This is a genomic window from Leclercia sp. UBA1284, assembly GCF_002308415.1.
Lineage (GTDB): Bacteria > Pseudomonadota > Gammaproteobacteria > Enterobacterales > Enterobacteriaceae > Enterobacter > Enterobacter pneumoniae.
In genome coordinates, this window is record NZ_DBUS01000006.1 from 437923 (window position 1) to 462007 (window position 24085).

Consider the following 24085-nt stretch of genomic DNA (forward strand, 5'->3'; position numbering starts at 1 on the left):
GATATTATGCCAGAAGGCCCGGAGATCCGCCGTGCGGCGGATAACCTGGAGGCGGCGATCAAAGGCAAACCCCTCACCGGAGCGTGGTTTGCCTTCCCGCAATTAAAGCCCTATGAGTCCCGGCTGCTGGGGCAGACGATCACCCATATCGAAACGCGCGGGAAAGCGTTGCTGACCCATTTCTCTAATCAGCTGACGCTCTACAGCCATAATCAACTGTACGGCGTATGGCGGGTAGTAAAAACCGGCGAAACGGTGCAGACCAACCGCGTGCTGCGGGTCAAACTCCAGAGCGCCGAGAACACCATTTTGCTCTACAGCGCCTCGGATATAGAGATGCTCACCCCCGAACAACTCACCACCCATCCGTTTTTACAGCGTGTAGGGCCCGATGTGCTGGATCCGCGGTTGACGGTGGAGGAGGTGAAAGCCAGGCTGCTCTCTCCTGCGTTTCGTAATCGGCAATTTTCCGGGCTGTTGCTCGATCAGGCGTTTCTCGCCGGGCTGGGAAATTACCTGCGGGTGGAGATCCTCTGGGAAGTGGGGCTGGCGGCACAGCGCAAAGCGTCGCAGCTCAGTGAACCCCAGCTTGAGGCGTTATCCCAGGCGCTGCTGGCCATACCGCGGCTCTCTTACCAGACGCGCGGCGTGGTGAATGAGAACAAACATCATGGGGCGTTGTTCCGCTTTAAGGTCTTTCATCGGGATGGGAAACGGTGCGAGCGCTGCGGCGGGGTGATTGAGAAGACGACGGTCTCATCGCGGCCATTTTACTGGTGTCCATACTGCCAGAAATAAAAAACGCGCCCGGAGGCGCGTTTTTAACATCCTTCGCAGATTACTGCTCAGTGATGTCAGATTTAAAATCACGCTGCTCGTAGCCGGTATACAGCTGACGAGGACGGGCGATTTTCATGCCTTCGCTGTGCATTTCGTTCCAGTGTGCAATCCAGCCCACGGTACGTGCCATGGCGAAGATCACGGTGAACATGGAAGACGGAATACCCATCGCTTTCAGGATGATGCCTGAGTAGAAGTCGACGTTCGGGTAGAGTTTCTTCTCGATGAAGTACGGGTCGTTCAGCGCGATGTGTTCCAGCTCCATCGCCACTTCCAGCAGGTCATCTTTGGTACCCAGCTCTTTCAGCACTTCGTGGCAGGTTTCACGCATTACGGTGGCGCGCGGGTCATAGTTTTTGTAAACACGGTGACCGAAGCCCATCAGGCGGAAGGAGTCATTCTTATCCTTCGCACGGCGTACGAATTCCGGAATGTGCTCAACGGAGCTGATCTCTTCCAGCATTTTGAGCGCCGCTTCGTTCGCGCCGCCGTGCGCCGGTCCCCACAGGGAGGCGATACCCGCAGCGATACAGGCGAACGGGTTTGCGCCCGAAGAGCCCGCGGTACGTACGGTAGAGGTCGATGCGTTCTGCTCGTGGTCAGCGTGCAGGATCAGAATACGATCCATAGCGCGTTCCAGTACCGGGTTCACTTCGTACTCTTCACACGGCGTGGAGAACATCATGCGCAGGAAGTTACCCGCGTAGGAGAGGTCGTTACGCGGATAAACGAACGGCTGACCGATCGAGTACTTGTAGCACATCGCGGCCATGGTTGGCATTTTGGACAGCAGACGGAATGCCGCGATATCACGGTGACGTGGGTTATTCACGTCCAGTGAGTCGTGGTAGAACGCTGCCAGCGCACCGGTAATTCCGCACATCACCGCCATTGGGTGAGAGTCACGACGGAACGCATGGAACAGACGGGTAATCTGCTCATGGATCATGGTATGACGGGTTACGGTGGTTTTGAATTCATCGTATTGCGCCTGCGTCGGTTTTTCGCCGTTCAGCAGGATGTAGCACACTTCCAGATAATTGGAGTCGGTAGCTAACTGATCGATGGGGAAACCGCGGTGTAACAGGATACCTTCATCACCGTCGATAAAGGTGATTTTGGATTCGCAAGATGCGGTAGAGGTGAATCCAGGGTCAAAGGTGAATACCCCTTTAGAACCCAGCGTACGGATATCAATAACATCCTGACCGAGTGTGCCTTTTAGCACATCCAGTTCAATAGCATTATCACCACCCAGGGTGAGCTTTGCCTTTGTATCAGCCATTTACGGTCTCCTTAGCGCCTTATTGCTTAAGACCACGGTTTACCGGATTTGCATTCTGCTGATTTAACACCGTTACCAGTTTGTTATTTGGCTTACCGCTCAGCTCACGAGGAGAAACCAGGGTACAGAGCTATGGCGCCTTGCAGGTAATGAGTTGAAAAATCAGTGAAACAACAGCAAATCAGTGTCTTCGCGGTCCGAATTATTCAAACCTGTATATCACTAATAACTGTCCTGATAACTTCGGTCAATACCACCACACTGTTACATAACTTATTCTCAGGTGAAAGCAAGACCTCATAACTTTTGCGCATTATATGCCTTTTCTGGTGATGTTTGTAACAATAATGTTTAACATTTGTCAAATCAGATGATTAAAATTTAAAAAGATGTTGTTATCGTGACCCTGATCACTGTTCGGCATAAAACCCGACAAACTATATGTAGGTTAATTGTAATGATTTTGTGAACGCCCTATACTGCGGCCAGGTCTCCGGAAAACCCTGCAATCCCGAGCCACCCAGCGTTGTAATGTGTCATTTGAACATCTGGAAGCAATGTTTTACATGACGCACAGTTATAGAAAAGGCACGCTGTCTGACCCGCAAGCAGTCCGGAGGAAGGAAACAATAAGAACAGCATGTGGGCGTTATTCATGATAAGAAATGTGAAAAAACAAAGACCTGTCAATCTGGATCTTAAAACGATCCGATTCCCCGTAACGGCAATAGCGTCCATTCTCCACCGTGTATCCGGTGTGATTACGTTTGTGGCGGTAGGCATTCTGCTGTGGTTGCTGGGTACCAGCCTCTCTTCCCCGGAAGGATTCCTCCAGGCGTCTGCCATCATGGGCAGCTTCTTCGTGAAATTTATCATGTGGGGCATTCTCACCGCACTGGCGTATCACGTTGTCGGTGGTGTTCGCCATATGCTGATGGATTTCGGCTATCTGGAAGAGACCTTCGAAGCGGGTAAACGTACTGCCAATATTTCATTTGTGATTACTGTCGTGCTTTCACTTCTTGCAGGAGTTCTCGTATGGTAAGCAACGCCTCCGCATTAGGACGCAACGGCGTACATGATTTCATTCTGGTTCGCGCTACTGCCATCGTCCTCACCCTCTACATCATCTATCTGATCGGTTTCTTCGCCACCAGCGGCGACCTGACGTGGGAAATCTGGAGCGGATTCTTCGGCTCGGCTTTCACCAAAGTCTTCACCCTGCTGGCCCTGTTCTCCATTCTGATCCACGCCTGGATTGGTATGTGGCAGGTTCTGACCGATTACGTTAAACCTCTGGCAATTCGTCTGCCGCTGCAGCTGGCTATCGTTGTGGCGTTAGTGGTTTACGTTATTTATGGATTCGTTGTGGTGTGGGGTGTGTGATGAAACTGCCAGTCAGAGAATTTGATGCTGTCGTAATTGGTGCGGGTGGCGCAGGTATGCGTGCCGCACTGCAAATTTCCCAGAGCGGCCAGACCTGTGCGCTGCTCTCTAAAGTGTTCCCGACCCGTTCCCATACCGTTTCAGCCCAGGGTGGCATCACCGTGGCGCTGGGTAATACCCATGAAGATAACTGGGAATGGCACATGTACGACACGGTGAAAGGTTCCGATTATATCGGCGACCAGGATGCCATCGAATATATGTGTAAAACCGGCCCGGAAGCGATTCTGGAGCTGGACCATATGGGTCTGCCGTTCTCCCGTCTGGAAAATGGCACTATCTATCAGCGTCCGTTTGGCGGCCAGTCGAAAGATTTCGGTGGCGAGCAAGCGGCACGTACCGCGGCGGCGGCTGACCGTACCGGTCACGCCCTGCTGCATACCCTGTACCAGCAGAACCTGAAAAATCACACCACCATCTTCTCCGAGTGGTATGCGCTGGATCTGGTGAAAAACGCCGATGGCGCAGTGGTAGGTTGTACCGCACTGTGCATCGAGACCGGCGAAGTGGTCTACTTCAAAGCCCGTGCAACCGTGCTGGCGACCGGCGGTGCAGGCCGTATTTATCAGTCCACCACTAACGCCCACATCAACACCGGTGACGGCGTTGGTATGGCTATCCGCGCGGGCGTGCCGGTGCAGGATATGGAGATGTGGCAGTTCCACCCAACCGGCATCGCCGGCGCGGGCGTTCTGGTGACAGAAGGCTGCCGTGGTGAAGGTGGCTACCTGCTGAACAAACATGGCGAGCGCTTCATGGAGCGTTATGCCCCGAATGCGAAAGACCTGGCGGGTCGTGACGTGGTGGCGCGTTCCATCATGATCGAAATCCGCGAAGGCCGCGGCTGCGATGGCCCATGGGGTCCACACGCGAAGCTGAAGCTCGACCACCTGGGTAAAGAGGTACTGGAATCCCGCCTGCCGGGCATTCTGGAGCTGTCCCGTACCTTTGCCCACGTTGACCCGGTTAAAGAACCTATCCCGGTTATCCCAACCTGCCACTACATGATGGGCGGTATTCCGACCAAAGTGACCGGTCAGGCATTGACCGTGAACGCGCAGGGCGAAGATGTGGTCATCCCAGGCCTGTTCGCCGTCGGCGAAATCGCCTGTGTATCCGTCCACGGTGCAAACCGTCTGGGCGGCAACTCCCTGCTGGACCTGGTGGTATTTGGTCGTGCGGTGGGTCTGCATCTGCAGGAATCCATTGCCGAGCAGGGCGACCTGCTTGACGCCACCGACGCTGAAATCGATGCCTCCCTCGAGCGCCTCAACCGCTGGAACGGCAACCGTAACGGCGAAGATCCGGTGGAAATCCGTAAAGCGCTGCAAGAGTGCATGCAGCATAACTTCTCGGTCTTCCGCGAAGGTGACGCGATGGCGAAAGGGCTTGAGCAGCTGAAAGCGATCCGTGAGCGTCTGAAAAACGCCCGTCTGGACGATACCTCCAGCGAGTTCAACACCCAGCGCGTTGAGTGTCTGGAGCTGGATAACCTGATGGAGACCGCATTCGCGACTGCGATGTCGGCAAACTTCCGTACCGAGAGCCGTGGCGCGCATAGCCGCTTCGACTTCCCGGATCGTGACGACGAAAACTGGCTGTGCCATTCCCTGTATCTGCCAGAGTCGGAAACCATGACGCGTCGTAGCGTGAACATGGAACCGAAACTGCGTCCGGCGTTCCCGCCGAAGATTCGTACTTACTAATGCGGAGACAGGACAATGAAACTCGAATTCTCAGTTTATCGTTATAACCCGGATGTAGATGATGCTCCGCATATGCAGGATTACACCCTGGAAGCGGAAGAAGGCCGTGACATGATGCTGCTGGATGCCTTAATGCAGCTGAAAGAAAAAGATCCGACACTGTCATTCCGTCGCTCTTGCCGTGAAGGGGTGTGTGGCTCCGACGGTCTGAACATGAATGGCAAAAACGGTCTGGCCTGTATTACCCCAATCTCTGCGCTCAACCGTCCGGGCCAGAAGATTGTGATCCGCCCGCTGCCTGGCCTGCCGGTCGTGCGCGATTTGGTGGTGGACATGGGGCAATTCTATGCACAATATGAGAAGATTAAGCCTTACTTGTTGAATAATGGGCAAAATCCACCCGCTCGCGAGCATTTACAGTCTCCAGAGCAGCGTGAAAAACTCGATGGTCTGTATGAGTGTATTCTCTGTGCATGTTGTTCGACCTCGTGCCCGTCGTTCTGGTGGAACCCGGACAAGTTTATCGGCCCGGCCGGCCTGCTGGCCGCGTATCGCTTCCTGATCGACAGCCGCGATACTGAAACCGATAACCGTCTGGAAGGGTTGAGTGATGCTTTCAGCGTATTCCGCTGCCATAGCATCATGAACTGCGTCAGTGTATGTCCTAAGGGGCTGAACCCGACGCGCGCCATCGGCCATATTAAGTCGATGCTGTTGCAACGCAGTGCGTAAGTAATGAGAGAGGGGAGTGCTGTTCCCCTCACCCTAACCCTCTCCCAAAGGGAGAGGGAATAGATTGCAGGAAATCTTTAAAAACTGCCGACGACATTCCCCCTCTCCTGTGGGAGAAGGTCGGGGTGAGGGGAAACCCTTAAGACAGTTTCTAAAGGTTCCTTCGCGAGCCAACAAGAGCTCGCAGGTGAACCCCGGCACGTACACGAAGTGTGCGTGGTAGTTTCTACGGCGAAAGTAAGCATAAAAATGCTTAAGGGATCACGATGCAGAACGGCGCTTTGAAAGCCTGGCTGGACTCTTCTTACCTTTCTGGTGCGAATCAGACCTGGATAGAACAGCTCTATGAAGACTTCTTAACCGATCCTGACTCAGTGGACGCAAACTGGCGTTCTATGTTCCAGCAATTACCAGGAACAGGGGTCAAACCGGATCAATTCCACTCCAAAACACGTGATTATTTCCGTCGTCTGGCGAAGGATGCCTCACGTTACTCTTCTGCTATTTCCGACCCTGACACCAATGCGAAGCAGGTTAAAGTCCTGCAGCTTATCAACGCTTATCGCTTCCGTGGTCACCAGCATGCGAATCTCGATCCGCTGGGACTGTGGCAGCAAGATCGCGTAGCGGATCTCGATCCGGCTTACCACGATCTGACCGAGGCCGATTTCCAGGAGAGCTTTAACGTAGGTTCATTTGCCATCGGCAAAGACACGATGAAGCTGGGCGATCTGATTGATGCCCTCAAGCAGACCTACTGCGGCTCCATCGGCGCGGAATACATGCACATCACCTCAACAGAAGAGAAACGCTGGATCCAACAGCGTATTGAGTCCGTGGCGGGCCACGCGACCTTCTCCCCTGAAGAGAAAAAACGCTTCCTGGGCGAACTGACCGCAGCAGAGGGCCTTGAGCGCTATCTGGGCGCGAAATTCCCGGGTGCGAAGCGCTTCTCGCTGGAAGGCGGCGACGCATTAGTCCCAATGCTCAAAGAGCTGATTCGTCATGCTGGTAAAAGCGGTACCCGTGAAGTGGTACTGGGTATGGCGCACCGTGGCCGTCTGAACGTGCTGGTCAACGTCCTGGGTAAAAAACCGCAGGATCTGTTCGACGAATTCGCGGGTAAACATAAAGAACACCTCGGCACCGGCGACGTGAAGTACCACATGGGCTTCTCATCGGATATCGAAACCGAAGGCGGGCTGGTGCATATGGCGCTGGCATTTAACCCGTCTCACCTGGAAATTGTTAGCCCGGTGGTTATCGGTTCCGTGCGTGCGCGTCTGGATCGTCTGGACGAGCCGAGCAGTAACAAAGTGCTGCCAATCACCATCCACGGTGATGCGGCCATTACCGGTCAGGGCGTGGTTCAGGAGACCCTGAACATGTCCAAAGCGCGGGGTTACGAAGTGGGCGGTACCGTTCGCATCGTCATCAACAACCAGGTGGGCTTCACTACCTCTAACCCGCTGGACGCGCGTTCTACGCCGTACTGTACTGATATCGGTAAGATGGTACAGGCGCCAATCTTCCACGTTAACGCGGACGATCCGGAAGCAGTGGCCTTCGTTACCCGTCTGGCGCTGGACTATCGTAATACCTTCAAACGCGACGTGCTGATTGACCTGTTCTGCTACCGCCGTCACGGCCACAACGAAGCTGATGAGCCAAGTGCAACCCAGCCGTTGATGTACCAGAAAATCAAAAAACACCCGACGCCGCGCAAGATCTATGCCGACAGGCTGGAAGGCGAAAACGTGGCGACGCTGGAAGATGCGACCGAGCTGGTCAATCTTTACCGCGACGCGCTGGACGCGGGTGAATGCGTTGTGAAAGAGCTGCGTCCGATGAATATGCACTCCTTTACCTGGTCGCCGTACCTCAACCACGAGTGGGATGAGAGCTACCCGAACAAGGTCGAGATGAAGCGCCTGCAGGAGCTGGCAAAACGCATCAGCACCGTGCCTGACGCTATCGAGATGCAGTCTCGCGTGGCAAAAATTTACGCTGACCGTCAGTCCATGGCGGCAGGCGACAAGCTGTTCGACTGGGGCGGCGCTGAGACGCTGGCCTACGCCACGCTGGTAGACGAAGGCATTCCGGTTCGTCTGTCCGGTGAAGATGCGGGCCGTGGTACTTTCTTCCACCGTCATGCGGTTGTGCACAACCAGTCAAACGGTTCAACTTACACTCCGCTGCAGCACGTACATAACGGCCAGGGCCAGTTTAAGGTCTGGGATTCCGTTCTGTCTGAAGAAGCGGTACTGGCATTTGAGTACGGCTACGCCACCGCGGAACCGCGTACCCTGACCATCTGGGAAGCGCAGTTCGGTGACTTTGCTAACGGTGCTCAGGTGGTGATTGACCAGTTCATCTCTTCTGGCGAACAGAAGTGGGGCCGTATGTGTGGTCTGGTGATGCTGCTGCCGCACGGTTACGAAGGCCAGGGTCCGGAGCACTCCTCCGCGCGTCTGGAACGTTATCTGCAACTCTGCGCTGAGCAGAACATGCAGGTCTGCGTGCCGTCTACCCCGGCTCAGGTGTACCACATGCTGCGTCGTCAGGCGCTGCGCGGTATGCGTCGTCCGCTGGTGGTCATGTCACCGAAATCCCTGCTGCGCCATCCGCTGGCGGTCTCCAGCCTCGATGAACTGGCTAACGGCACCTTCCTGCCAGCCATCGGTGAGATTGACGAGCTGGATCCGAAAGGCGTTAAGCGTGTCGTAATGTGTTCTGGTAAGGTTTATTACGACCTGCTGGAACAGCGCCGTAAGAACGATCAGAAAGATGTCGCCATCGTGCGTATCGAACAGCTGTATCCATTCCCGCATCAGGCGATGCAGGAAGTGCTGAAACAATATGCTCACGTCCATGATTTTGTCTGGTGCCAGGAAGAGCCGCTCAACCAGGGCGCATGGTACTGCAGTCAGCATCATTTCCGTGAAGTGATTCCATTTGGGTCTGCTCTGCGTTATGCAGGTCGCCCGGCCTCCGCCTCTCCGGCGGTAGGGTATATGTCCGTTCACCAGAAGCAGCAACAAGATCTGGTTAATGACGCGCTGAACGTCGATTAATTAAAGGATAAATAATGAGTAGCGTAGATATTCTTGTTCCCGACCTGCCTGAATCCGTAGCAGATGCGACCGTCGCGACCTGGCACAAAAAACCGGGCGATAGCGTTAAGCGCGATGAAGTGCTGGTAGAAATCGAAACTGACAAAGTGGTACTGGAAGTACCGGCATCGGCGGATGGCATCCTGGACGCAGTGCTGGAAGATGAAGGGACCACCGTGACCTCTCGCCAGATCCTGGGTCGCCTGCGTGAAGGCAACAGCGCGGGCAAAGAGTCCAGCGCTAAATCTGAAGAGAAAGCCTCTACGCCGGCCCAGCGCCAGCAGGCTTCTCTGGAAGAGCAGTCTAACGACGCGCTCAGCCCGGCGATCCGTCGCCTGCTGGCTGAGCACAGCCTCGATCCGGCGGCCATCAAAGGCACCGGCGTGGGCGGCCGTCTGACCCGCGAAGATATCGATAAGCATCTGGCAAAAGCGCCTTCTGAAGCGAAAGCTGAGGCCAAAGCCCCTGCGGCAGCGCCAGCAGCGCAGCCTGCACTGGGCGCACGCAGCGAAAAACGCGTGCCGATGACCCGCCTGCGTAAACGTGTGGCTGAGCGTCTGCTGGAAGCGAAAAACTCCACCGCGATGCTGACCACCTTCAACGAAGTGAACATGAAGCCAATCATGGACCTGCGTAAGCAGTACGGTGACGCGTTTGAAAAACGTCACGGTATCCGTCTGGGCTTTATGTCCTTCTATGTGAAGGCGGTGGTTGAAGCGCTGAAACGCTATCCGGAAGTGAACGCTTCCATCGACGGCGATGATGTGGTTTATCACAACTACTTCGACGTGAGCATGGCCGTTTCTACGCCGCGCGGTCTGGTGACCCCGGTTCTGCGTGACGTAGACACCCTGGGCATGGCTGACATCGAAAAACGCATTAAAGAGCTGGCGCTGAAAGGCCGTGACGGCAAGCTGACCGTAGAAGATCTCACCGGTGGTAACTTCACCATTACCAACGGCGGCGTCTTCGGTTCGCTGATGTCCACCCCGATCATCAACCCGCCGCAGAGCGCGATCCTGGGCATGCACGCCATCAAAGATCGTCCAATGGCCGTTGACGGTAAAGTCGAAATTCTGCCGATGATGTATCTGGCGCTCTCCTACGATCACCGTCTGATTGATGGCCGTGAGTCCGTGGGCTTCCTGGTCGCCATTAAAGAGCTGCTGGAAGATCCGACTCGTCTGCTGCTGGACGTGTAGTTTCGCACCATTGCCCGGCGGTCTCTCCCGCCGGGCCTACAAAAGCATGATCTAACGATTACCTGAAGGATGGATAGAACACATGAACTTACATGAATATCAGGCCAAACAGCTGTTTGCCCGGTATGGCTTACCGGCTCCGGTGGGTTATGCCTGTACTACCCCGCGTGAAGCAGAAGAAGCCGCATCAAAAATCGGTGCTGGCCCGTGGGTAGTTAAATGTCAGGTTCACGCTGGTGGCCGCGGTAAAGCGGGCGGTGTGAAGGTAGTCAACTCTAAAGAAGAGATCCGCGCCTTTGCGGAACATTGGCTGGGCAAACGCCTGGTGACCTACCAGACAGACGCGAACGGCCAGCCGGTTAACCAGATTCTGGTTGAAGCGGCGACCGATATCGCAAAAGAGCTGTACCTGGGCGCGGTAGTAGACCGTAGCTCCCGTCGCGTGGTGTTCATGGCCTCTACCGAAGGCGGCGTGGAAATCGAAAAAGTGGCGGAAGAGACCCCGCACCTGATCCACAAAGTGGCTATCGATCCGCTGGCCGGCCCTATGCCGTACCAGGGTCGCGAACTGGCGTTCAAACTGGGTCTGGAAGGTAAACTGGTTCAGCAGTTCACCAAGATCTTCATGGGCCTGGCGACCATCTTCCTGGAGCGCGACCTGGCGCTGATCGAAATCAACCCGCTGGTGATCACTAAGCAGGGCGACCTGATTTGCCTCGACGGCAAACTGGGTGCCGACGGCAATGCCCTGTTCCGCCAGTCCGATCTGCGTGAAATGCGCGACCAGTCTCAGGAAGATCCGCGTGAAGCGCAGGCTGCACAGTGGGAACTGAACTACGTAGCGCTGGATGGCAACATCGGCTGTATGGTTAACGGTGCGGGCCTGGCAATGGGCACTATGGACATCGTTAAACTGCACGGCGGCGAACCGGCCAACTTCCTTGACGTGGGCGGCGGCGCAACCAAAGAGCGCGTGACCGAAGCGTTTAAAATCATCCTCTCTGACGACAACGTGAAAGCCGTTCTGGTGAACATCTTTGGCGGTATCGTACGTTGCGACCTGATCGCAGACGGCATTATCGGTGCGGTAGAAGAAGTGGGTGTTAACGTTCCAGTGGTTGTGCGTCTGGAAGGTAACAACGCTGAACTCGGCGCGAAAAAACTGGCTGACAGCGGCCTGAATATTATTGCAGCGAAAAGTCTGACGGATGCAGCTCAGCAGGTTGTTGCCGCAGTGGAGGGGAAATAATGTCCGTTTTAATTAATAAAGATACCAAGGTTATCTGCCAGGGCTTCACCGGTAGCCAGGGGACTTTCCACTCCGAACAGGCGCTGGCCTACGGTACGCAGATGGTTGGCGGCGTGACGCCGGGTAAAGGCGGCACTACGCACCTGGGTCTGCCGGTGTTCAACACCGTGCGCGAAGCGGTCGAAGCGACCGGCGCAACCGCGACCGTGATCTACGTTCCTGCGCCGTTCTGCAAAGATTCCATTCTGGAAGCCATCGATGCAGGCATCAAACTGATCATCACTATTACTGAAGGCATCCCGACGCTGGACATGCTGACCGTGAAAGTGAAGCTGGATGAAGCCGGCGTGCGCATGATCGGCCCGAACTGCCCGGGTGTTATCACCCCAGGTGAGTGCAAAATCGGTATTATGCCAGGCCACATCCATAAGCCAGGTAAAGTGGGCATTGTTTCCCGCTCTGGTACCCTGACCTATGAAGCGGTTAAACAGACCACTGACTACGGTTTCGGCCAGTCTACCTGCGTGGGCATCGGCGGTGACCCGATTCCAGGTTCTAACTTCATCGACATCCTGAAGCTGTTCCAGGAAGACCCGCAGACCGAGGCGATCGTAATGATCGGTGAAATCGGCGGTAGCGCAGAAGAAGAAGCGGCCGCTTACATCAAAGATCACGTGACCAAGCCGGTAGTAGGCTACATCGCGGGTGTTACCGCGCCGAAAGGCAAGCGTATGGGCCACGCTGGCGCCATCATCGCAGGCGGTAAAGGTACTGCTGATGAGAAATTTGCTGCGCTGGAAGCAGCGGGTGTGAAAACCGTTCGCAGCCTAGCTGATATCGGCGAAGCACTGAAATCCATCATTAAGTAAATCCTCTCTGCTCCCCGTGCGGGGAGCTTTGACATAATAAATGTCCGTTTCGACATGGTTGGCCATCGTAAGATGGCCTTTTTTTTTATGCGAGGGGAGGGGAGACGATGCGCCAAAAACAGGCGTCAGTCAGTGAGGGAAAGGGGATAATCCAGCGGTCGGTTATTTCGCTTTCACTTTATAGTAACAATGCGGTGTTAATTTACGGATTGTGAAAAGTAAAATATTTGTAATAGGTTTCTTTTCTGTGAGTAAGATAAAAAATTAACATCCCCAGGATATTGGGACTAATTTGCCTTAATAAAAAGATTCCCTTCAAGTATGGTTAATTTAAATGACTATTATTCATAGTATGTCGTTTAATTGATAACTAATGCCCGCCAATTTATACATATCATTAACATGGTTTTTACTATGTTTACCGCGAAGATACACAGTTAACAACTGGGCTTAATATTGATTTAAATCAATATTTAATACCTGGAAAAGAGCGTGAAAAACCGTTAAATTGTTCGCGATCAAACTGGTCCAAAAGTGGTAAATTCGCCATATATTGATCGCTGTCGTAAAACGTAAATCTGATTCAATAAAAACCTGTTTATTGTAAGGGTTTTACGGCGTAATATATTGCAGGATCAATTTGGTGTTTTAATTAACGTATCTGCAACCTTTCATCATGGCTTTTTTCTCCAGCGAAGAATAAGTAAGGAAGAAAGGATGCTGAAAACTTTTTTATTGGGGCATGCGGGTGAGTCCTTTCTAACGGGACTTACTCTCGAGGTCTTCATGCGATGAGCAAGGAGTCATGATGTTAGATATAGTCGAACTGTCGCGCTTACAGTTTGCCTTGACCGCGATGTACCACTTCCTGTTTGTGCCACTGACGCTCGGTATGGCGTTCTTGTTGGCCATCATGGAAACGGTGTACGTCCTCTCCGGCAAACAGATTTATAAAGATATGACCAAGTTCTGGGGCAAGTTGTTTGGTATCAACTTTGCGCTGGGCGTGGCTACCGGTCTGACCATGGAGTTCCAGTTCGGGACTAACTGGTCTTATTACTCCCACTACGTTGGAGATATTTTCGGTGCGCCGCTGGCCATTGAAGGTCTGATGGCCTTCTTCCTCGAATCCACCTTTGTAGGTCTGTTCTTCTTCGGCTGGGATCGTCTGAGTAAAGTTCAGCACATGGCGGTAACCTGGCTGGTCGCCCTCGGCTCCAACCTCTCTGCACTGTGGATCCTGGTGGCAAACGGCTGGATGCAGAACCCTATCGCCTCTGATTTCAACTTCGAAACCATGCGCATGGAGATGGTGAGCTTCTCTGAGCTGGTGCTGAACCCGGTCGCGCAGGTGAAATTCGTGCACACCGTGGCTTCGGGTTATGTCTGCGGCGCGATGTTCGTGCTGGGTATTAGCGCCTACTATATGCTGCGTGGCCGCGACTTCGCTTTCGCAAAACGCTCCTTCGCCATTGCGGCGAGCTTCGGTATGGCAGCCATCCTCTCTGTTATCGTGCTGGGTGATGAATCCGGTTACGAGATGGGTGACGTGCAGAAAACCAAGCTGGCGGCAATTGAAGCAGAATGGGAAACGCAACCGGCTCCGGCGGCCTTTACCCTGTTCGGTATTCCGGATCAGGATGCGCAGGAAAACCGCTTCGCCATTCAAATTCCTTACGCGCTGGGTATTATTGCTACCCGCTCCGTGGACACGCCGGTCATTGGCCTTAAAGACCTGCTGGTTCAGCATGAAGAGCGTATCCGTAACGGGATGAAAGCCTATTCCCTGTTAGAGCAGCTGCGTGCGGGCTCTACCGATCAGGCCGTTCGTGACCAGTTCAACGACGTGAAGAAAGACCTGGGTTATGGTCTGCTGCTGAAACGCTATACCCCGAACGTCTCTGACGCGACGGAAGCGCAAATTCAAATGGCGACCAAAGACTCCATTCCACGCGTTGCGCCGTTGTATTTCGCGTTCCGTATCATGGTTGGGAGCGGCATCATTATGCTGCTGATCATTGCTGCCTCCTTCTGGTCGGTTATTCGTAACCGTATCGGCGAGAAAAAATGGCTGCTGCGTACGGCGCTGTACGGTATTCCGCTGCCATGGATTGCCATCGAATCCGGTTGGTTCGTTGCGGAGTATGGCCGTCAGCCGTGGGCTATCGGTGAGGTGTTACCAACGGCTGTGGCGAACTCGTCGCTGACCGCAGGCGACCTTATCTTCTCCATGTTGCTGATTTGCGGTCTGTACACCCTGTTCCTGGTGGCTGAGCTGTTCCTGATGTTCAAGTTCGCTCGCCTCGGCCCAAGCAGCCTGAAAACCGGTCGCTATCACTACGAGCAGTCCTCCGTGACTTCTCAGCCGGCACGCTAAGACAGGAGTCGTCAAATGATCGATTATGAAGTATTGCGTTTTATCTGGTGGCTGCTGGTTGGCATTCTGCTGATTGGCTTTGCTGTCACCGACGGGTTCGACATGGGGGTGGGCATGCTCACCCGTTTCCTCGGTCGTAACGACACCGAGCGTCGTATCATGATTAACTCCATCGCTCCTCACTGGGACGGTAACCAGGTGTGGTTGATCACCGCAGGCGGCGCGCTGTTTGCTGCCTGGCCGATGGTCTACGCCGCGGCGTTCTCCGGCTTCTATGTGGCGATGATTCTGGTGCTGGCCTCTTTATTCTTCCGTCCGGTAGGCTTTGACTACCGTTCCAAGATTGAAGATACCCGCTGGCGTAACATGTGGGACTGGGGCATCTTCATCGGTAGCTTTGTGCCACCGCTGGTGATTGGCGTGGCCTTTGGTAATCTGCTGCAGGGCGTACCGTTCCACATCGACGAGTACATGCGTCTTTACTACACCGGTAACTTCTTCCAGCTGCTGAACCCGTTTGGTCTGCTGGCAGGTGTGGTGAGCGTGGCGATGATCATTACTCAGGGCGCGACCTATCTGCAGATGCGTACTGTGGGTGAACTGCACCTGCGCTCTCGCGCAACGGCGCAGGTTGCTGCGCTGGTGACGCTGGTCTGCTTTGCCCTGGGCGGTGTCTGGGTAATGTATGGTATTGATGGCTACGTTGTGACCTCTGCGATCAACCACGCTGCGCCGTCTAATCCATTGACGAAAGAAGTGGCGCGTCAGGCAGGTGCATGGCTGGTGAACTTCAACAATATGCCTGCGCTTTGGGCTATCCCCGCGCTGGGCGTGCTGTTGCCGCTGCTGACCGTGCTGACCTCTCGTCTGGAAAAAGGCGCGCTGGCGTTCGTCTTCTCCTCACTGACCCTGGCGTGCATTATCCTGACTGCCGGAATCGCGATGTTCCCGTTCGTGATGCCATCAAGCACCATGATGAATGCAAGCCTGACCATGTGGGATGCGACCTCCAGTCAGCTGACGCTTAATCTGATGACCTATGTTGCGGGTGTGTTCGTACCCATTATTCTGCTGTACACCTCCTGGTGTTACTGGAAAATGTTTGGTCGTCTCACCAAAGAACATATCGAAAGTAACACCCACTCTATGTATTAAGTAAGGAGCTGAATATGTGGTATTTCGCATGGATTTTAGGGACGCTTCTTGCCTGTGCATTTGGGGTGATTACCGCCCTGGCGCTGGAGCACGTTGAAGCGTCCAAAGCCGGTGAAGAAAAACACTGATGGAAATTATCGCGACCCTCTATCGCGTAATGGACAAGCGCCCGTTAAGGGCGCTTTCCCTTGTGATGGCATTAGTGTTGGCAGGATGCGTATTTTGGGATCCGGCGCGCTTTGCTGCCAGAACCAGTACGCTCGAGATCTGGCACGGGTTTCTTATTATGTGGGCCGTCTGTGCGGGGGTGATCCACGGCGTCGGTTTTCGTCCGAAAGCCCCTCTCTGGCAGGGCATTTTTTGTCCGCTGGTGGCCGACCTGGTGCTGTTCGCTGGCCTGATTTTCTTTTTCAATTGAATAAGAACCCTCCGTTAATATTATGGGCTTACCAGGGCCCATAAAAATTTACTCTCCGTTTACTTTCCCCCATTCCAAACCATCATTCCCGCGCGTATAGTAGCGAAGTTTAAAAGCGCTAACTTTTGTTGCATTACCGGGATGTAAAGTGAATACAACGCTGTTTCGATGGCCGGTTCGTGTCTACTACGAAGACACCGACGCCGGGGGTGTGGTTTACCACGCCAGCTACGTTGCCTTTTATGAACGAGCACGCACTGAGATGCTGCGCCATCATCACTTTAGCCAGCAAGTGCTGTTGGCTGAGCGAGTTGCCTTTGTGGTACGCAAGATGACGCTGGAGTATTTTGCGCCCGCCAGACTCGACGATATGCTCGAAGTCCAAACGGAAATTACATCAATGCGCGGAACCTCGCTGGTTTTCACGCAGCGTATCGTCAACGCAGAGAACACGGTACTGAACTCAGCAGAAGTACTGATTGTCTGTGTTGATCCAACCATAATGAAGCCTCGTGCGCTTCCTAAGTCTATTGTCGCGGAGTTTAAGCAGTGACTGACATGAATATCCTTGATTTGTTCCTGAAGGCTAGCCTTCTGGTTAAACTTATCATGTTGATTTTGATTGGTTTTTCTATCGCATCCTGGGCCATTATCATCCAGAGAACGCGTATCCTTAACGCCGCAGGCCGCGAAGCCGAAGCCTTTGAAGACAAGTTCTGGTCCGGTATCGAACTGTCTCGCCTGTATCAGGAGAGCCAGGGCCGTCGTGATAACCTTTCGGGTTCTGAGCAGATTTTCTACAGCGGGTTTAAGGAATTTGCGCGCTTACATCGAGCGAATAGCCACGCGCCGGAAGCGGTTGTTGAAGGGGCATCCCGTGCGATGCGTATCTCAATGAACCGCGAACTTGAGACGCTGGAAACGCATATTCCGTTCCTCGGCACCGTCGGCTCCATCAGCCCGTATATCGGCCTGTTTGGTACCGTGTGGGGGATTATGCACGCCTTTATCGCGCTGGGCGCGGTAAAACAGGCCACGCTGCAGATGGTTGCTCCGGGGATCGCAGAAGCGCTGATCGCGACGGCAATCGGTCTTTTCGCCGCTATTCCTGCGGTAATGGCTTATAACCGTCTGAACCAGCGCGTGAATAAACTGGAACTGAATTACGACAACTTTATGGAAGAGTTCACCGCAATTCTGCACCGTCAGGCGTTTACCAGCACCGAGAGCAACAAGGGGTAAACCATGGCCAGACAGCGTGGACGAGGTCGTCGCGAACTCAAGTCCGAAATCAACATTGTACCGCTGTTGGACGTACTGCTGGTGCTGTTGCTGATCTTTATGGCAACGGCTCCCATCATTACGCAGAGCGTAGAGGTTGATCTGCCGGATGCGACAGAGTCGCAGGCTGTGAGCACCAATGATGACCCGCCGGTCATCATTGAGGTGTCAGGGGTCGGGCAATACAGCGTGGTGGTGGAAAAAGATCGTCTGGATCAACTTCCGCCGGAGCAGGTTATTGCTGAAGCACAACGCCGCCTGCAGTCAAATCCGAAAACGGTCTTCTTAATCGGTGGTGCGAAAGATGTGCCTTACGATGAAATCATTAAAGCGCTGAACCTGCTGCATAGCGCGGGTGTTAAGTCGGTCGGCTTGATGACGCAGCCAATTTGATTATCTGCGTACACAAAAAAAGTTTTTGGGAACCAATAGTGTCAAAGGCAACCGAACAAAACGATAAGCTTAAACGGGCGATTATTATCTCGGCGGTGCTGCATGTCATTCTGTTTGCAGTACTGATCTGGAGTTCGTTCGACGAGCATATAGATGCATCAGCAGGTGGCGGTGGGGGATCCTCCATCGACGCCGTTATGGTGGATCCCGGCGCCGTCGTTCAGAACTATAATCGTCAGCAGCAACAGCAGGCGAGTGCAAAACGTGCTGAAGAGCAGCGAGAAAAACAGGCGCAACAGCAAGCTGAGGAACTGCGTGAAAAGCAGGCCGCAGAGCAAGAGCGTCTGAAGCAGCTTGAAAAAGAGCGTTTGCAGGCGCAGGAAGCGGCGAAAGAGCAGGCACAGCAGCAGAAACAGGCGGAAGACGCGGCGAAAAAAGCCCAGGAGCAGCAGAAGCAGGCTGAAGAGGCTGCAGCCAAAGCGGCCGCAGACGCGAAAGCAAAAGCGGATGCTCAGGCTAAAGAAGCCGCAGAAGCCGCGAAGAAAGCTGCTGCAGACGCGCAAAAACAAGCTGAAGCCGAGGCGGCGAAAGCGGCCGCAGATGCGAAGAAGAAAGTAGAAGCGGAAGCGGCAAAGAAAGCCGCCGCAGAAGCACAGAAGAAAGCTGAAGCAGAAGCTGCGCAAAAAGCTGCACAGGAAGCCGAGAAAAAAGCGGCGGCTGATGCGGCGAAAAAAGCAGCTGCTGCGGAGAAGGCCGCAGCTGAAAAAGCGGCTGCCGCTGAAAAAGCTGCAGCTGATAAAAAAGCGGCTGCCGAGAAAGCTGCCGCAGATAAAAAAGCGGCAGCCGAAAAAGCCGCTGCCGATAAAAAAGCTGCCGCTGAAAAAGCGGCTGCCAAAAAGGCCGCTGCTGAAAAAGCCGCTGCGGCTGCCGGCGTCGATGATCTGCTGGGCGACCTGAGTTCAGGTAAGAACGCCCCGAAAGCAGGCGGCGGGGCGAAAGGGAGCGGTCAGCCGTCTAAAGACAGCGGGACCTCCGGCGCCAACGGCGGTGCAACGGGTGCAGATATCAGCGCTTATGCTAAACAGATTCAGGTGGCGATCCAAAGCCGGCTGTTTGATGCGGGCCTGTATCAGGGCAAACAGTGCGTGCTGCATATCAATCTTGCTCCGGATGGACGGTTGAAAAGCGTCTCTTCTGAAGGGGGCGATCCTGCGCTTTGCCAGGCAGCGTTAGCCGCAGCAAGATCGGCGAACATTCCTAAACCGCCGAGTGAGGCTGTTTACGATAAGATAAAAGATGCCAAACTAGACTTTAAGCTGTGATCGTCTTTCCTTTGGGAAGTATGGAAAACCGACTATTGTCATAGCCAGGACCGTGTAGTTTTTATATTTGGGTTTGTTAATATTCTGCTAAATTATCGCGGGTAAGGTTACCCAGGTAAGGGAGATATGATGAAGCAGGCATTACGTGTAGCATTTAGTTTCTTAATGCTGTGGGCAGCCGTGCTGCACGCAGAAGTACGTATCGAGATCACCCAGGGGGTGGACTCGGCACGTCCGATTGGCGTTGTTCCATTCCAGTGGGCTGGCCCTGGAGCCGCGCCTGAGGATATCGGCGGCATTGTTGCGGCTGACCTGCGTAACAGCGGTAAATTCAACCCTCTGGATCGCTCTCGCCTGCCACAGCAGCCGGGTACAGCACAGGAAGTACAGCCTGCTGCCTGGTCTGCGCTGGGTATTGACGCGGTCGTCGTCGGTCAGGTAACGCCTGCGCCGGACGGTGGCTATAACGTCGCTTACCAGCTGGTGGATACCGGCGGTGCGCCAGGTACCGTACTGGCTCAGAATACTTACAAAGTGAACAAGCAGTGGCTGCGTTATGCGGGCCACACCGCAAGTGACGAAGTGTTCGAGAAGCTGACTGGCATTAAGGGTGCCTTCCGCACGCGTATCGCCTATGTCGTACAGACTAACGGCGGCCAGTTCCCGTATGAGCTGCGTGTGTCTGATTACGATGGCTACAACCAGTTCACCGTTCACCGTTCACCGCAGCCGCTGATGTCTCCGGCCTGGTCACCGGACGGTTCTAAACTGGCTTACGTAACCTTCGAAAGCGGCCGTTCTGCGCTGGTTATCCAGACGCTGTCTAACGGTGCTGTGCGTCAGGTGGCTTCGTTCCCGCGTCACAACGGTGCTCCAGCCTTCTCGCCGGACGGGTCTAAACTGGCCTTTGCCTTGTCTAAAACAGGCAGCCTGAACCTGTACGTGATGGATATTGGCTCGGGTCAGATACGCCAGGTGACCGACGGTCGTAGCAACAACACCGAACCAACCTGGTTCCCGGACAGCCAGAATCTGGCCTTTACCTCTGACCAGGCCGGACGTCCGCAGGTTTATAAAGTCAACGTTAACGGCGGTGCGCCGCAGCGTATTACCTGGGAAGGTTCACAGAACCAGGATGCTGACGTCAGCACAGACGGTAAATTTATGGTGATGGTGAGCTCGGCCGGTGGTCAGCAACACATTGCTAAACAGGATCTGGTAACGGGTGGCGTACAAGTTCTGTCGTCAACGTTCCTGGATGAAACGCCAAGTCTGGCACCTAACGGCACTATGGTAATCTACAGCTCTTCTCAGGGGATGGGATCTGTGCTGAATCTGGTTTCTACAGATGGGCGTTTCAAAGCGCGTATTCCGGCAACTGATGGACAGGTAAAATCACCTGCCTGGTCGCCGTATCTGTAAATAATAATTAATTGATTACTAAAGGAATCATAGAAATGCAACTGAACAAAGTGCTGAAGGGGCTGATGATCGCTCTGCCTGTAATGGCAATCGCGGCATGTTCTTCTAACAAGAACGCCAGCAATGACCAGAGCGGCGAAGGCATGATGGGTGCCGGCACCGGTATGGACGCGAACGGCAATGGCAATATGTCTTCTGAAGAGCAAGCGCGTCTTCAGATGCAGCAGCTGCAGCAGAACAACATCGTTTACTTCGATCTGGATAAATACGACATCCGTTCTGACTTCGCTGCGATGCTGGATGCTCACGCTAACTTCCTGCGTAGCAACCCATCTTACAAAGTCACCGTAGAAGGTCACGCGGACGAACGTGGTACCCCGGAGTACAACATCTCCCTGGGCGAGCGTCGTGCTAACGCTGTTAAAATGTACCTGCAAGGTAAAGGCGTTTCTGCTGACCAGATCTCCATCGTTTCTTACGGTAAAGAAAAACCTGCAGTACTGGGCCACGACGAAGCGGCTTACTCCAAAAACCGTCGTGCCGTACTGGTTTACTAAGAGAATTGCATGAGCAGTAACTTCAGACATCATTTGATGAGTCTGTCGTTACTGGTTGGAATAGCGGCCCCCTGGGCCGCTTTTGCTCAGGCACCAATCAGTAGTGTCGGCTCAGGCTCGGTAGAAGACCGGGTCACCCAACTCGAGCGTATCTCTAATGCTCACAGCCAGCTTTTAACGCAACTCCAGCAGCAACTTTCTGACAACCAAAACGATATTGATTCTCTCCGTGGTCAGATCCAGGAAAGTCAGTATCAGCTAAACCAGGTTGTGGAACGTCAGAAGCAGATTTTGCTGCAGATGGATAGCCTGAATAACGGCGGTGCGGCGGCACAGCCAGCAGCAGGCGATCAGAGTAGCGCGACGCCGGCAGCACCAGCCCCTTCCGCAGATGCGTCCGCCTCAGGTGGCGCGCCTGTACAGAGCGGTGATGCCAATACAGACTACAATGCGGCAATTGCCCTGGTGCATGACAATGCGCGTCAGGATGATGCCATTGCGGCTTTTCAGAACTTCGTGAAGAAGTACCCTGATTCAACCTATCAGCCTAATGCTAACTACTGGCTGGGACAGTTGAATTATAACAAGGGGAAAAAAGACGATGCGGCGTTCTATTTTGCCTCCGTGGTGAAGAATTACCCGAAATCACCAAAAGCGCCGGATGCTATGTTTAAGGTCGGCGTGATCATGCAGGACAAAGGCGACACAGCGAAAGCGAAGGCCGTTTACCAGCAGGTAGTTGCGAAGTACCCCGGCACCGATGGTGCCAAACAAGCGCAAAAACGTCTTGGGTCGATGGGATGATTACCGCATGACCAGAAAACGCGTTATTTCTGGTCGTGCAGCATGAATCGTAAGCAGTTAAGTGATCTCTATCGAAATTTTTGTTGCGCAGAATTCTTAAATCAGTAATATATGCCGCCGTTGCCACGGGATATCACACTCCGTGAAAACAGCGTGAAAGTGGGTCGTTAGCTCAGTTGGTAGAGCAGTTGACTTTTAATCAATTGGTCGCAGGTTCGAATCCTGCACGACCCACCAATAATTAGGTGGACGCAGTAGTAAAGCGTGAAGGATAGCGTTGCTTTAGCAACGACCCGTAGGGCGAGGCAAAGCCGAGTCATCCTGCACGACACACCACTTAAAGTAGTTCCGGCAGTACAGAGTGGGTGATTAGCTCAGTTGGTAGAGCATCTCCTTTACACGGAGGGGGTCGGCGGTTCGAGCCCGTCATCACCCACCACTCGGGTCGTTAGCTCAGTTGGTAGAGCAGTTGACTTTTAATCAATTGGTCGCAGGTTCGAATCCTGCACGACCCACCAATTTTAATGTCTTACTCAGATGTTAAACGTGAAGGATAACGTTGCGTGAGCAACGGCCCGAAGGGCGAGGCGAAGCCGAGTCATCCTGCACGACCCACCCATGTAAAAAGGCGCCCTAAAGGCGCCTTTTTGCTGTCTGCTATTCCATAACGCCTTCTTCTTTAAAATGCGCCTGGCAGGGTTTCCCATTTATCAATAACGCGCACCGTTGACGGTGACTTTTATTCTCAATTTCGCTATCTTGTTTAGTATACAAAACGCAATTGCCTCTCCTTCGCTTTCACACGCATATCAGAGGCAAAATTGTTAAGCCAGTAAAACGAGAAGCCATAATGAGCGTGATGTTTGATCCAGAAGCCGCAATCTATCCTTTTCCGCCTAAGCCTGCCCCGCTGACGCTGGACGAAAATCAGTTTTACCGTGAGAAAATCAAGCGTCTGCTGAAAGAGCGTGATGCGGTGATGGTCGCACACTATTATACCGACCCTGAAATCCAGCAACTGGCGGAAGAGACCGGCGGCTGTATTTCAGACTCACTTGAGATGGCGCGTTTTGGAGCCAAACATTCCGCTTCCACGCTACTGGTAGCGGGCGTGCGCTTTATGGGTGAAACTGCAAAAATATTAAGCCCCGAAAAAACCATTCTCATGCCGACCCTACAGGCGGAATGTTCGCTCGATTTAGGCTGCCCAATCGATGAATTTACGGCCTTTTGCGATGCCCACCCGGACAGGACAGTGGTGGTCTATGCCAATACCTCTGCTGCGGTTAAGGCGCGAGCGGACTGGGTCGTCACCTCAAGCATTGCCGTTGAGCTGATTGAACACCTCGACAGCCTGGGCGAGAAAATCATCTGGGCACCGGACCGGCATCTGGGCAATTATGTACAGAAACAGACCGGGGCCGATGTGCTCTGCTGGCAGGGGGCCTGCATTGTGCATGACGAGTTCAAAACGCAGGCGCTGGGACGTATGAAGGCCCTCTATCCCCAGGCGGCTATCCTGGTACACCCGGAATCACCCCAGGCCATCGTAGATATGGCTGATGCGGTAGGCTCTACCAGCCAGTTGATTGCTGCAGCAAAAACATTGCCACAGCAACAACTTATTGTGGCAACCGATCGTGGGATCTTTTATAAGATGCAGCAGGCGGTACCGGAAAAAGTGCTGTTCGAAGCGCCTACCGCCGGAGAAGGGGCGACGTGTCGCAGTTGCGCTCACTGTCCATGGATGGCCATGAACGGGCTGAAAGCCATTGCAGAGGGGCTGGAATCAGGTGGCGCGGCACATGAGATTCATGTTGATGCTGCGCTGCGTGAAGGCGCGCTGAAGCCGCTTAACCGCATGCTGGATTTTGCGGCTACACTTCGTCCTTAAGCATTAAATTCATAACGATA

At 53.8% G+C, this 24085-nt stretch carries 23 protein-coding genes and 3 tRNA genes; 24 read left to right on the plus strand and 2 right to left on the minus strand.

Features of this window, described 5'->3' with window-relative positions; genetic code table 11:
• Window positions 1-6: 6 nt before the first annotated feature.
• A complete protein-coding gene (gene nei, locus B3511_RS05305) occupies window positions 7-798 on the plus strand; it encodes an endonuclease VIII (protein WP_286777691.1) in 792 nt (263 codons plus the stop codon).
• A gap of 40 nt (window positions 799-838) precedes the next feature.
• Here nei and gltA read toward each other — a convergent pair whose 3' ends face one another.
• Window positions 839-2125, minus strand: a complete 1287-nt coding sequence (gltA, locus tag B3511_RS05310) for a citrate synthase (RefSeq protein WP_286777692.1) — start codon at window positions 2123-2125, stop codon at window positions 839-841.
• A 206-nt stretch (window positions 2126-2331) separates the two neighbouring features.
• Window positions 2332-2439, minus strand: a complete 108-nt coding sequence (locus B3511_RS20710) for a hypothetical protein (RefSeq protein ID WP_419395273.1) — start codon at window positions 2437-2439, stop codon at window positions 2332-2334.
• Window positions 2440-2765: 326 nt separating this feature from the next.
• Between B3511_RS20710 and sdhC the strand changes: the two genes are divergently transcribed.
• The 23 genes from sdhC to nadA all read left to right on the plus strand — a co-directional run bounded on the left by sdhC (window position 2766) and on the right by nadA (window position 24065).
• Window positions 2766-3170, plus strand: a complete 405-nt coding sequence (gene sdhC / locus B3511_RS05315; RefSeq protein ID WP_040076531.1) for a succinate dehydrogenase cytochrome b556 subunit — start codon at window positions 2766-2768, stop codon at window positions 3168-3170.
• Window positions 3164-3511, plus strand: coding sequence for a succinate dehydrogenase membrane anchor subunit (gene sdhD, locus B3511_RS05320; protein ID WP_040076530.1), 348 nt, complete (start codon window positions 3164-3166; stop codon window positions 3509-3511). The genes sdhC and sdhD overlap by 7 nt, the downstream gene beginning before the upstream one ends.
• Entirely contained in the window at window positions 3511-5277 is a 1767-nt protein-coding gene (gene sdhA / locus B3511_RS05325; RefSeq protein WP_040076529.1) for a succinate dehydrogenase flavoprotein subunit, read from the plus strand. The genes sdhD and sdhA overlap by 1 nt, the downstream gene beginning before the upstream one ends.
• 15 nt (window positions 5278-5292) lie before the next feature.
• Window positions 5293-6009: a succinate dehydrogenase iron-sulfur subunit SdhB gene (gene sdhB, locus B3511_RS05330; RefSeq protein WP_039029333.1), complete on the plus strand. Its 717-nt coding sequence runs from the start codon at window positions 5293-5295 to the stop codon at window positions 6007-6009.
• 266 nt (window positions 6010-6275) lie between these two features.
• The gene (gene sucA, locus B3511_RS05335; RefSeq protein WP_040076528.1) at window positions 6276-9083 is read left to right on the plus strand and encodes a 2-oxoglutarate dehydrogenase E1 component; all 2808 of its coding nucleotides are present in this window, start codon (window positions 6276-6278) and stop codon (window positions 9081-9083) included.
• 14 nt (window positions 9084-9097) lie between these two features.
• Complete coding sequence (gene odhB / locus B3511_RS05340) at window positions 9098-10324, plus strand: 2-oxoglutarate dehydrogenase complex dihydrolipoyllysine-residue succinyltransferase (protein WP_040076527.1); 1227 nt, start codon at window positions 9098-9100, stop codon at window positions 10322-10324.
• A gap of 82 nt (window positions 10325-10406) precedes the next feature.
• The gene (gene sucC / locus B3511_RS05345; RefSeq protein ID WP_040076526.1) at window positions 10407-11573 is read left to right on the plus strand and encodes an ADP-forming succinate--CoA ligase subunit beta; all 1167 of its coding nucleotides are present in this window, start codon (window positions 10407-10409) and stop codon (window positions 11571-11573) included.
• Complete coding sequence (gene sucD / locus B3511_RS05350) at window positions 11573-12442, plus strand: succinate--CoA ligase subunit alpha (protein WP_040076525.1); 870 nt, start codon at window positions 11573-11575, stop codon at window positions 12440-12442. The genes sucC and sucD overlap by 1 nt, the downstream gene beginning before the upstream one ends.
• An 808-nt stretch (window positions 12443-13250) precedes the next feature.
• Window positions 13251-14819 carry a cytochrome ubiquinol oxidase subunit I gene (gene cydA / locus B3511_RS05355; protein ID WP_286783335.1) on the plus strand — a complete coding sequence of 523 codons (1569 nt, stop codon included), beginning with the start codon at window positions 13251-13253 and terminating at the stop codon, window positions 14817-14819.
• Between the two features lie 15 nt (window positions 14820-14834).
• On the plus strand, window positions 14835-15974 hold the full coding sequence (gene cydB / locus B3511_RS05360; protein ID WP_046886974.1) for a cytochrome d ubiquinol oxidase subunit II: 1140 nt from the start codon (window positions 14835-14837) through the stop codon (window positions 15972-15974).
• Window positions 15975-15988: 14 nt separating this feature from the next.
• Complete coding sequence (cydX, locus tag B3511_RS05365; protein WP_006177208.1) at window positions 15989-16102, plus strand: cytochrome bd-I oxidase subunit CydX; 114 nt, start codon at window positions 15989-15991, stop codon at window positions 16100-16102.
• On the plus strand, window positions 16099-16392 hold the full coding sequence (gene ybgE, locus B3511_RS05370) for a cyd operon protein YbgE (RefSeq protein WP_172657834.1): 294 nt from the start codon (window positions 16099-16101) through the stop codon (window positions 16390-16392). Before cydX ends, ybgE begins: the two co-directional genes overlap by 4 nt.
• 148 nt (window positions 16393-16540) lie before the next feature.
• Window positions 16541-16945, plus strand: coding sequence for a tol-pal system-associated acyl-CoA thioesterase (gene ybgC, locus B3511_RS05375; protein WP_003858593.1), 405 nt, complete (start codon window positions 16541-16543; stop codon window positions 16943-16945).
• On the plus strand, window positions 16942-17634 hold the full coding sequence (tolQ, locus tag B3511_RS05380) for a Tol-Pal system protein TolQ (RefSeq protein ID WP_072056387.1): 693 nt from the start codon (window positions 16942-16944) through the stop codon (window positions 17632-17634). The genes ybgC and tolQ overlap by 4 nt, the downstream gene beginning before the upstream one ends.
• A 3-nt stretch (window positions 17635-17637) precedes the next feature.
• Window positions 17638-18066, plus strand: coding sequence for a colicin uptake protein TolR (gene tolR, locus B3511_RS05385; RefSeq protein WP_032617094.1), 429 nt, complete (start codon window positions 17638-17640; stop codon window positions 18064-18066).
• Between the two features lie 38 nt (window positions 18067-18104).
• The gene (tolA, locus tag B3511_RS05390) at window positions 18105-19388 is read left to right on the plus strand and encodes a cell envelope integrity protein TolA (RefSeq protein WP_286777693.1); all 1284 of its coding nucleotides are present in this window, start codon (window positions 18105-18107) and stop codon (window positions 19386-19388) included.
• A 129-nt stretch (window positions 19389-19517) separates the two neighbouring features.
• Complete coding sequence (gene tolB / locus B3511_RS05395) at window positions 19518-20810, plus strand: Tol-Pal system beta propeller repeat protein TolB (protein ID WP_040076519.1); 1293 nt, start codon at window positions 19518-19520, stop codon at window positions 20808-20810.
• A gap of 35 nt (window positions 20811-20845) precedes the next feature.
• Window positions 20846-21367 carry a peptidoglycan-associated lipoprotein Pal gene (gene pal, locus B3511_RS05400; RefSeq protein ID WP_003858578.1) on the plus strand — a complete coding sequence of 174 codons (522 nt, stop codon included), beginning with the start codon at window positions 20846-20848 and terminating at the stop codon, window positions 21365-21367.
• 9 nt (window positions 21368-21376) lie between these two features.
• Window positions 21377-22171, plus strand: a complete 795-nt coding sequence (gene cpoB, locus B3511_RS05405) for a cell division protein CpoB (protein WP_040076518.1) — start codon at window positions 21377-21379, stop codon at window positions 22169-22171.
• Between the two features lie 161 nt (window positions 22172-22332).
• Window positions 22333-22408: transfer RNA gene (locus B3511_RS05410), tRNA-Lys, on the plus strand.
• A gap of 126 nt (window positions 22409-22534) precedes the next feature.
• A tRNA-Val gene (locus B3511_RS05415) sits at window positions 22535-22610 on the plus strand.
• Between the two features lie 3 nt (window positions 22611-22613).
• Window positions 22614-22689, plus strand: a tRNA-Lys gene (locus B3511_RS05420).
• Between the two features lie 332 nt (window positions 22690-23021).
• Window positions 23022-24065 (plus strand): quinolinate synthase NadA, encoded by a 1044-nt coding sequence (gene nadA, locus B3511_RS05425; protein WP_286777694.1) that lies wholly within the window; start codon window positions 23022-23024, stop codon window positions 24063-24065.
• Window positions 24066-24085: the final 20 nt, after the last annotated feature.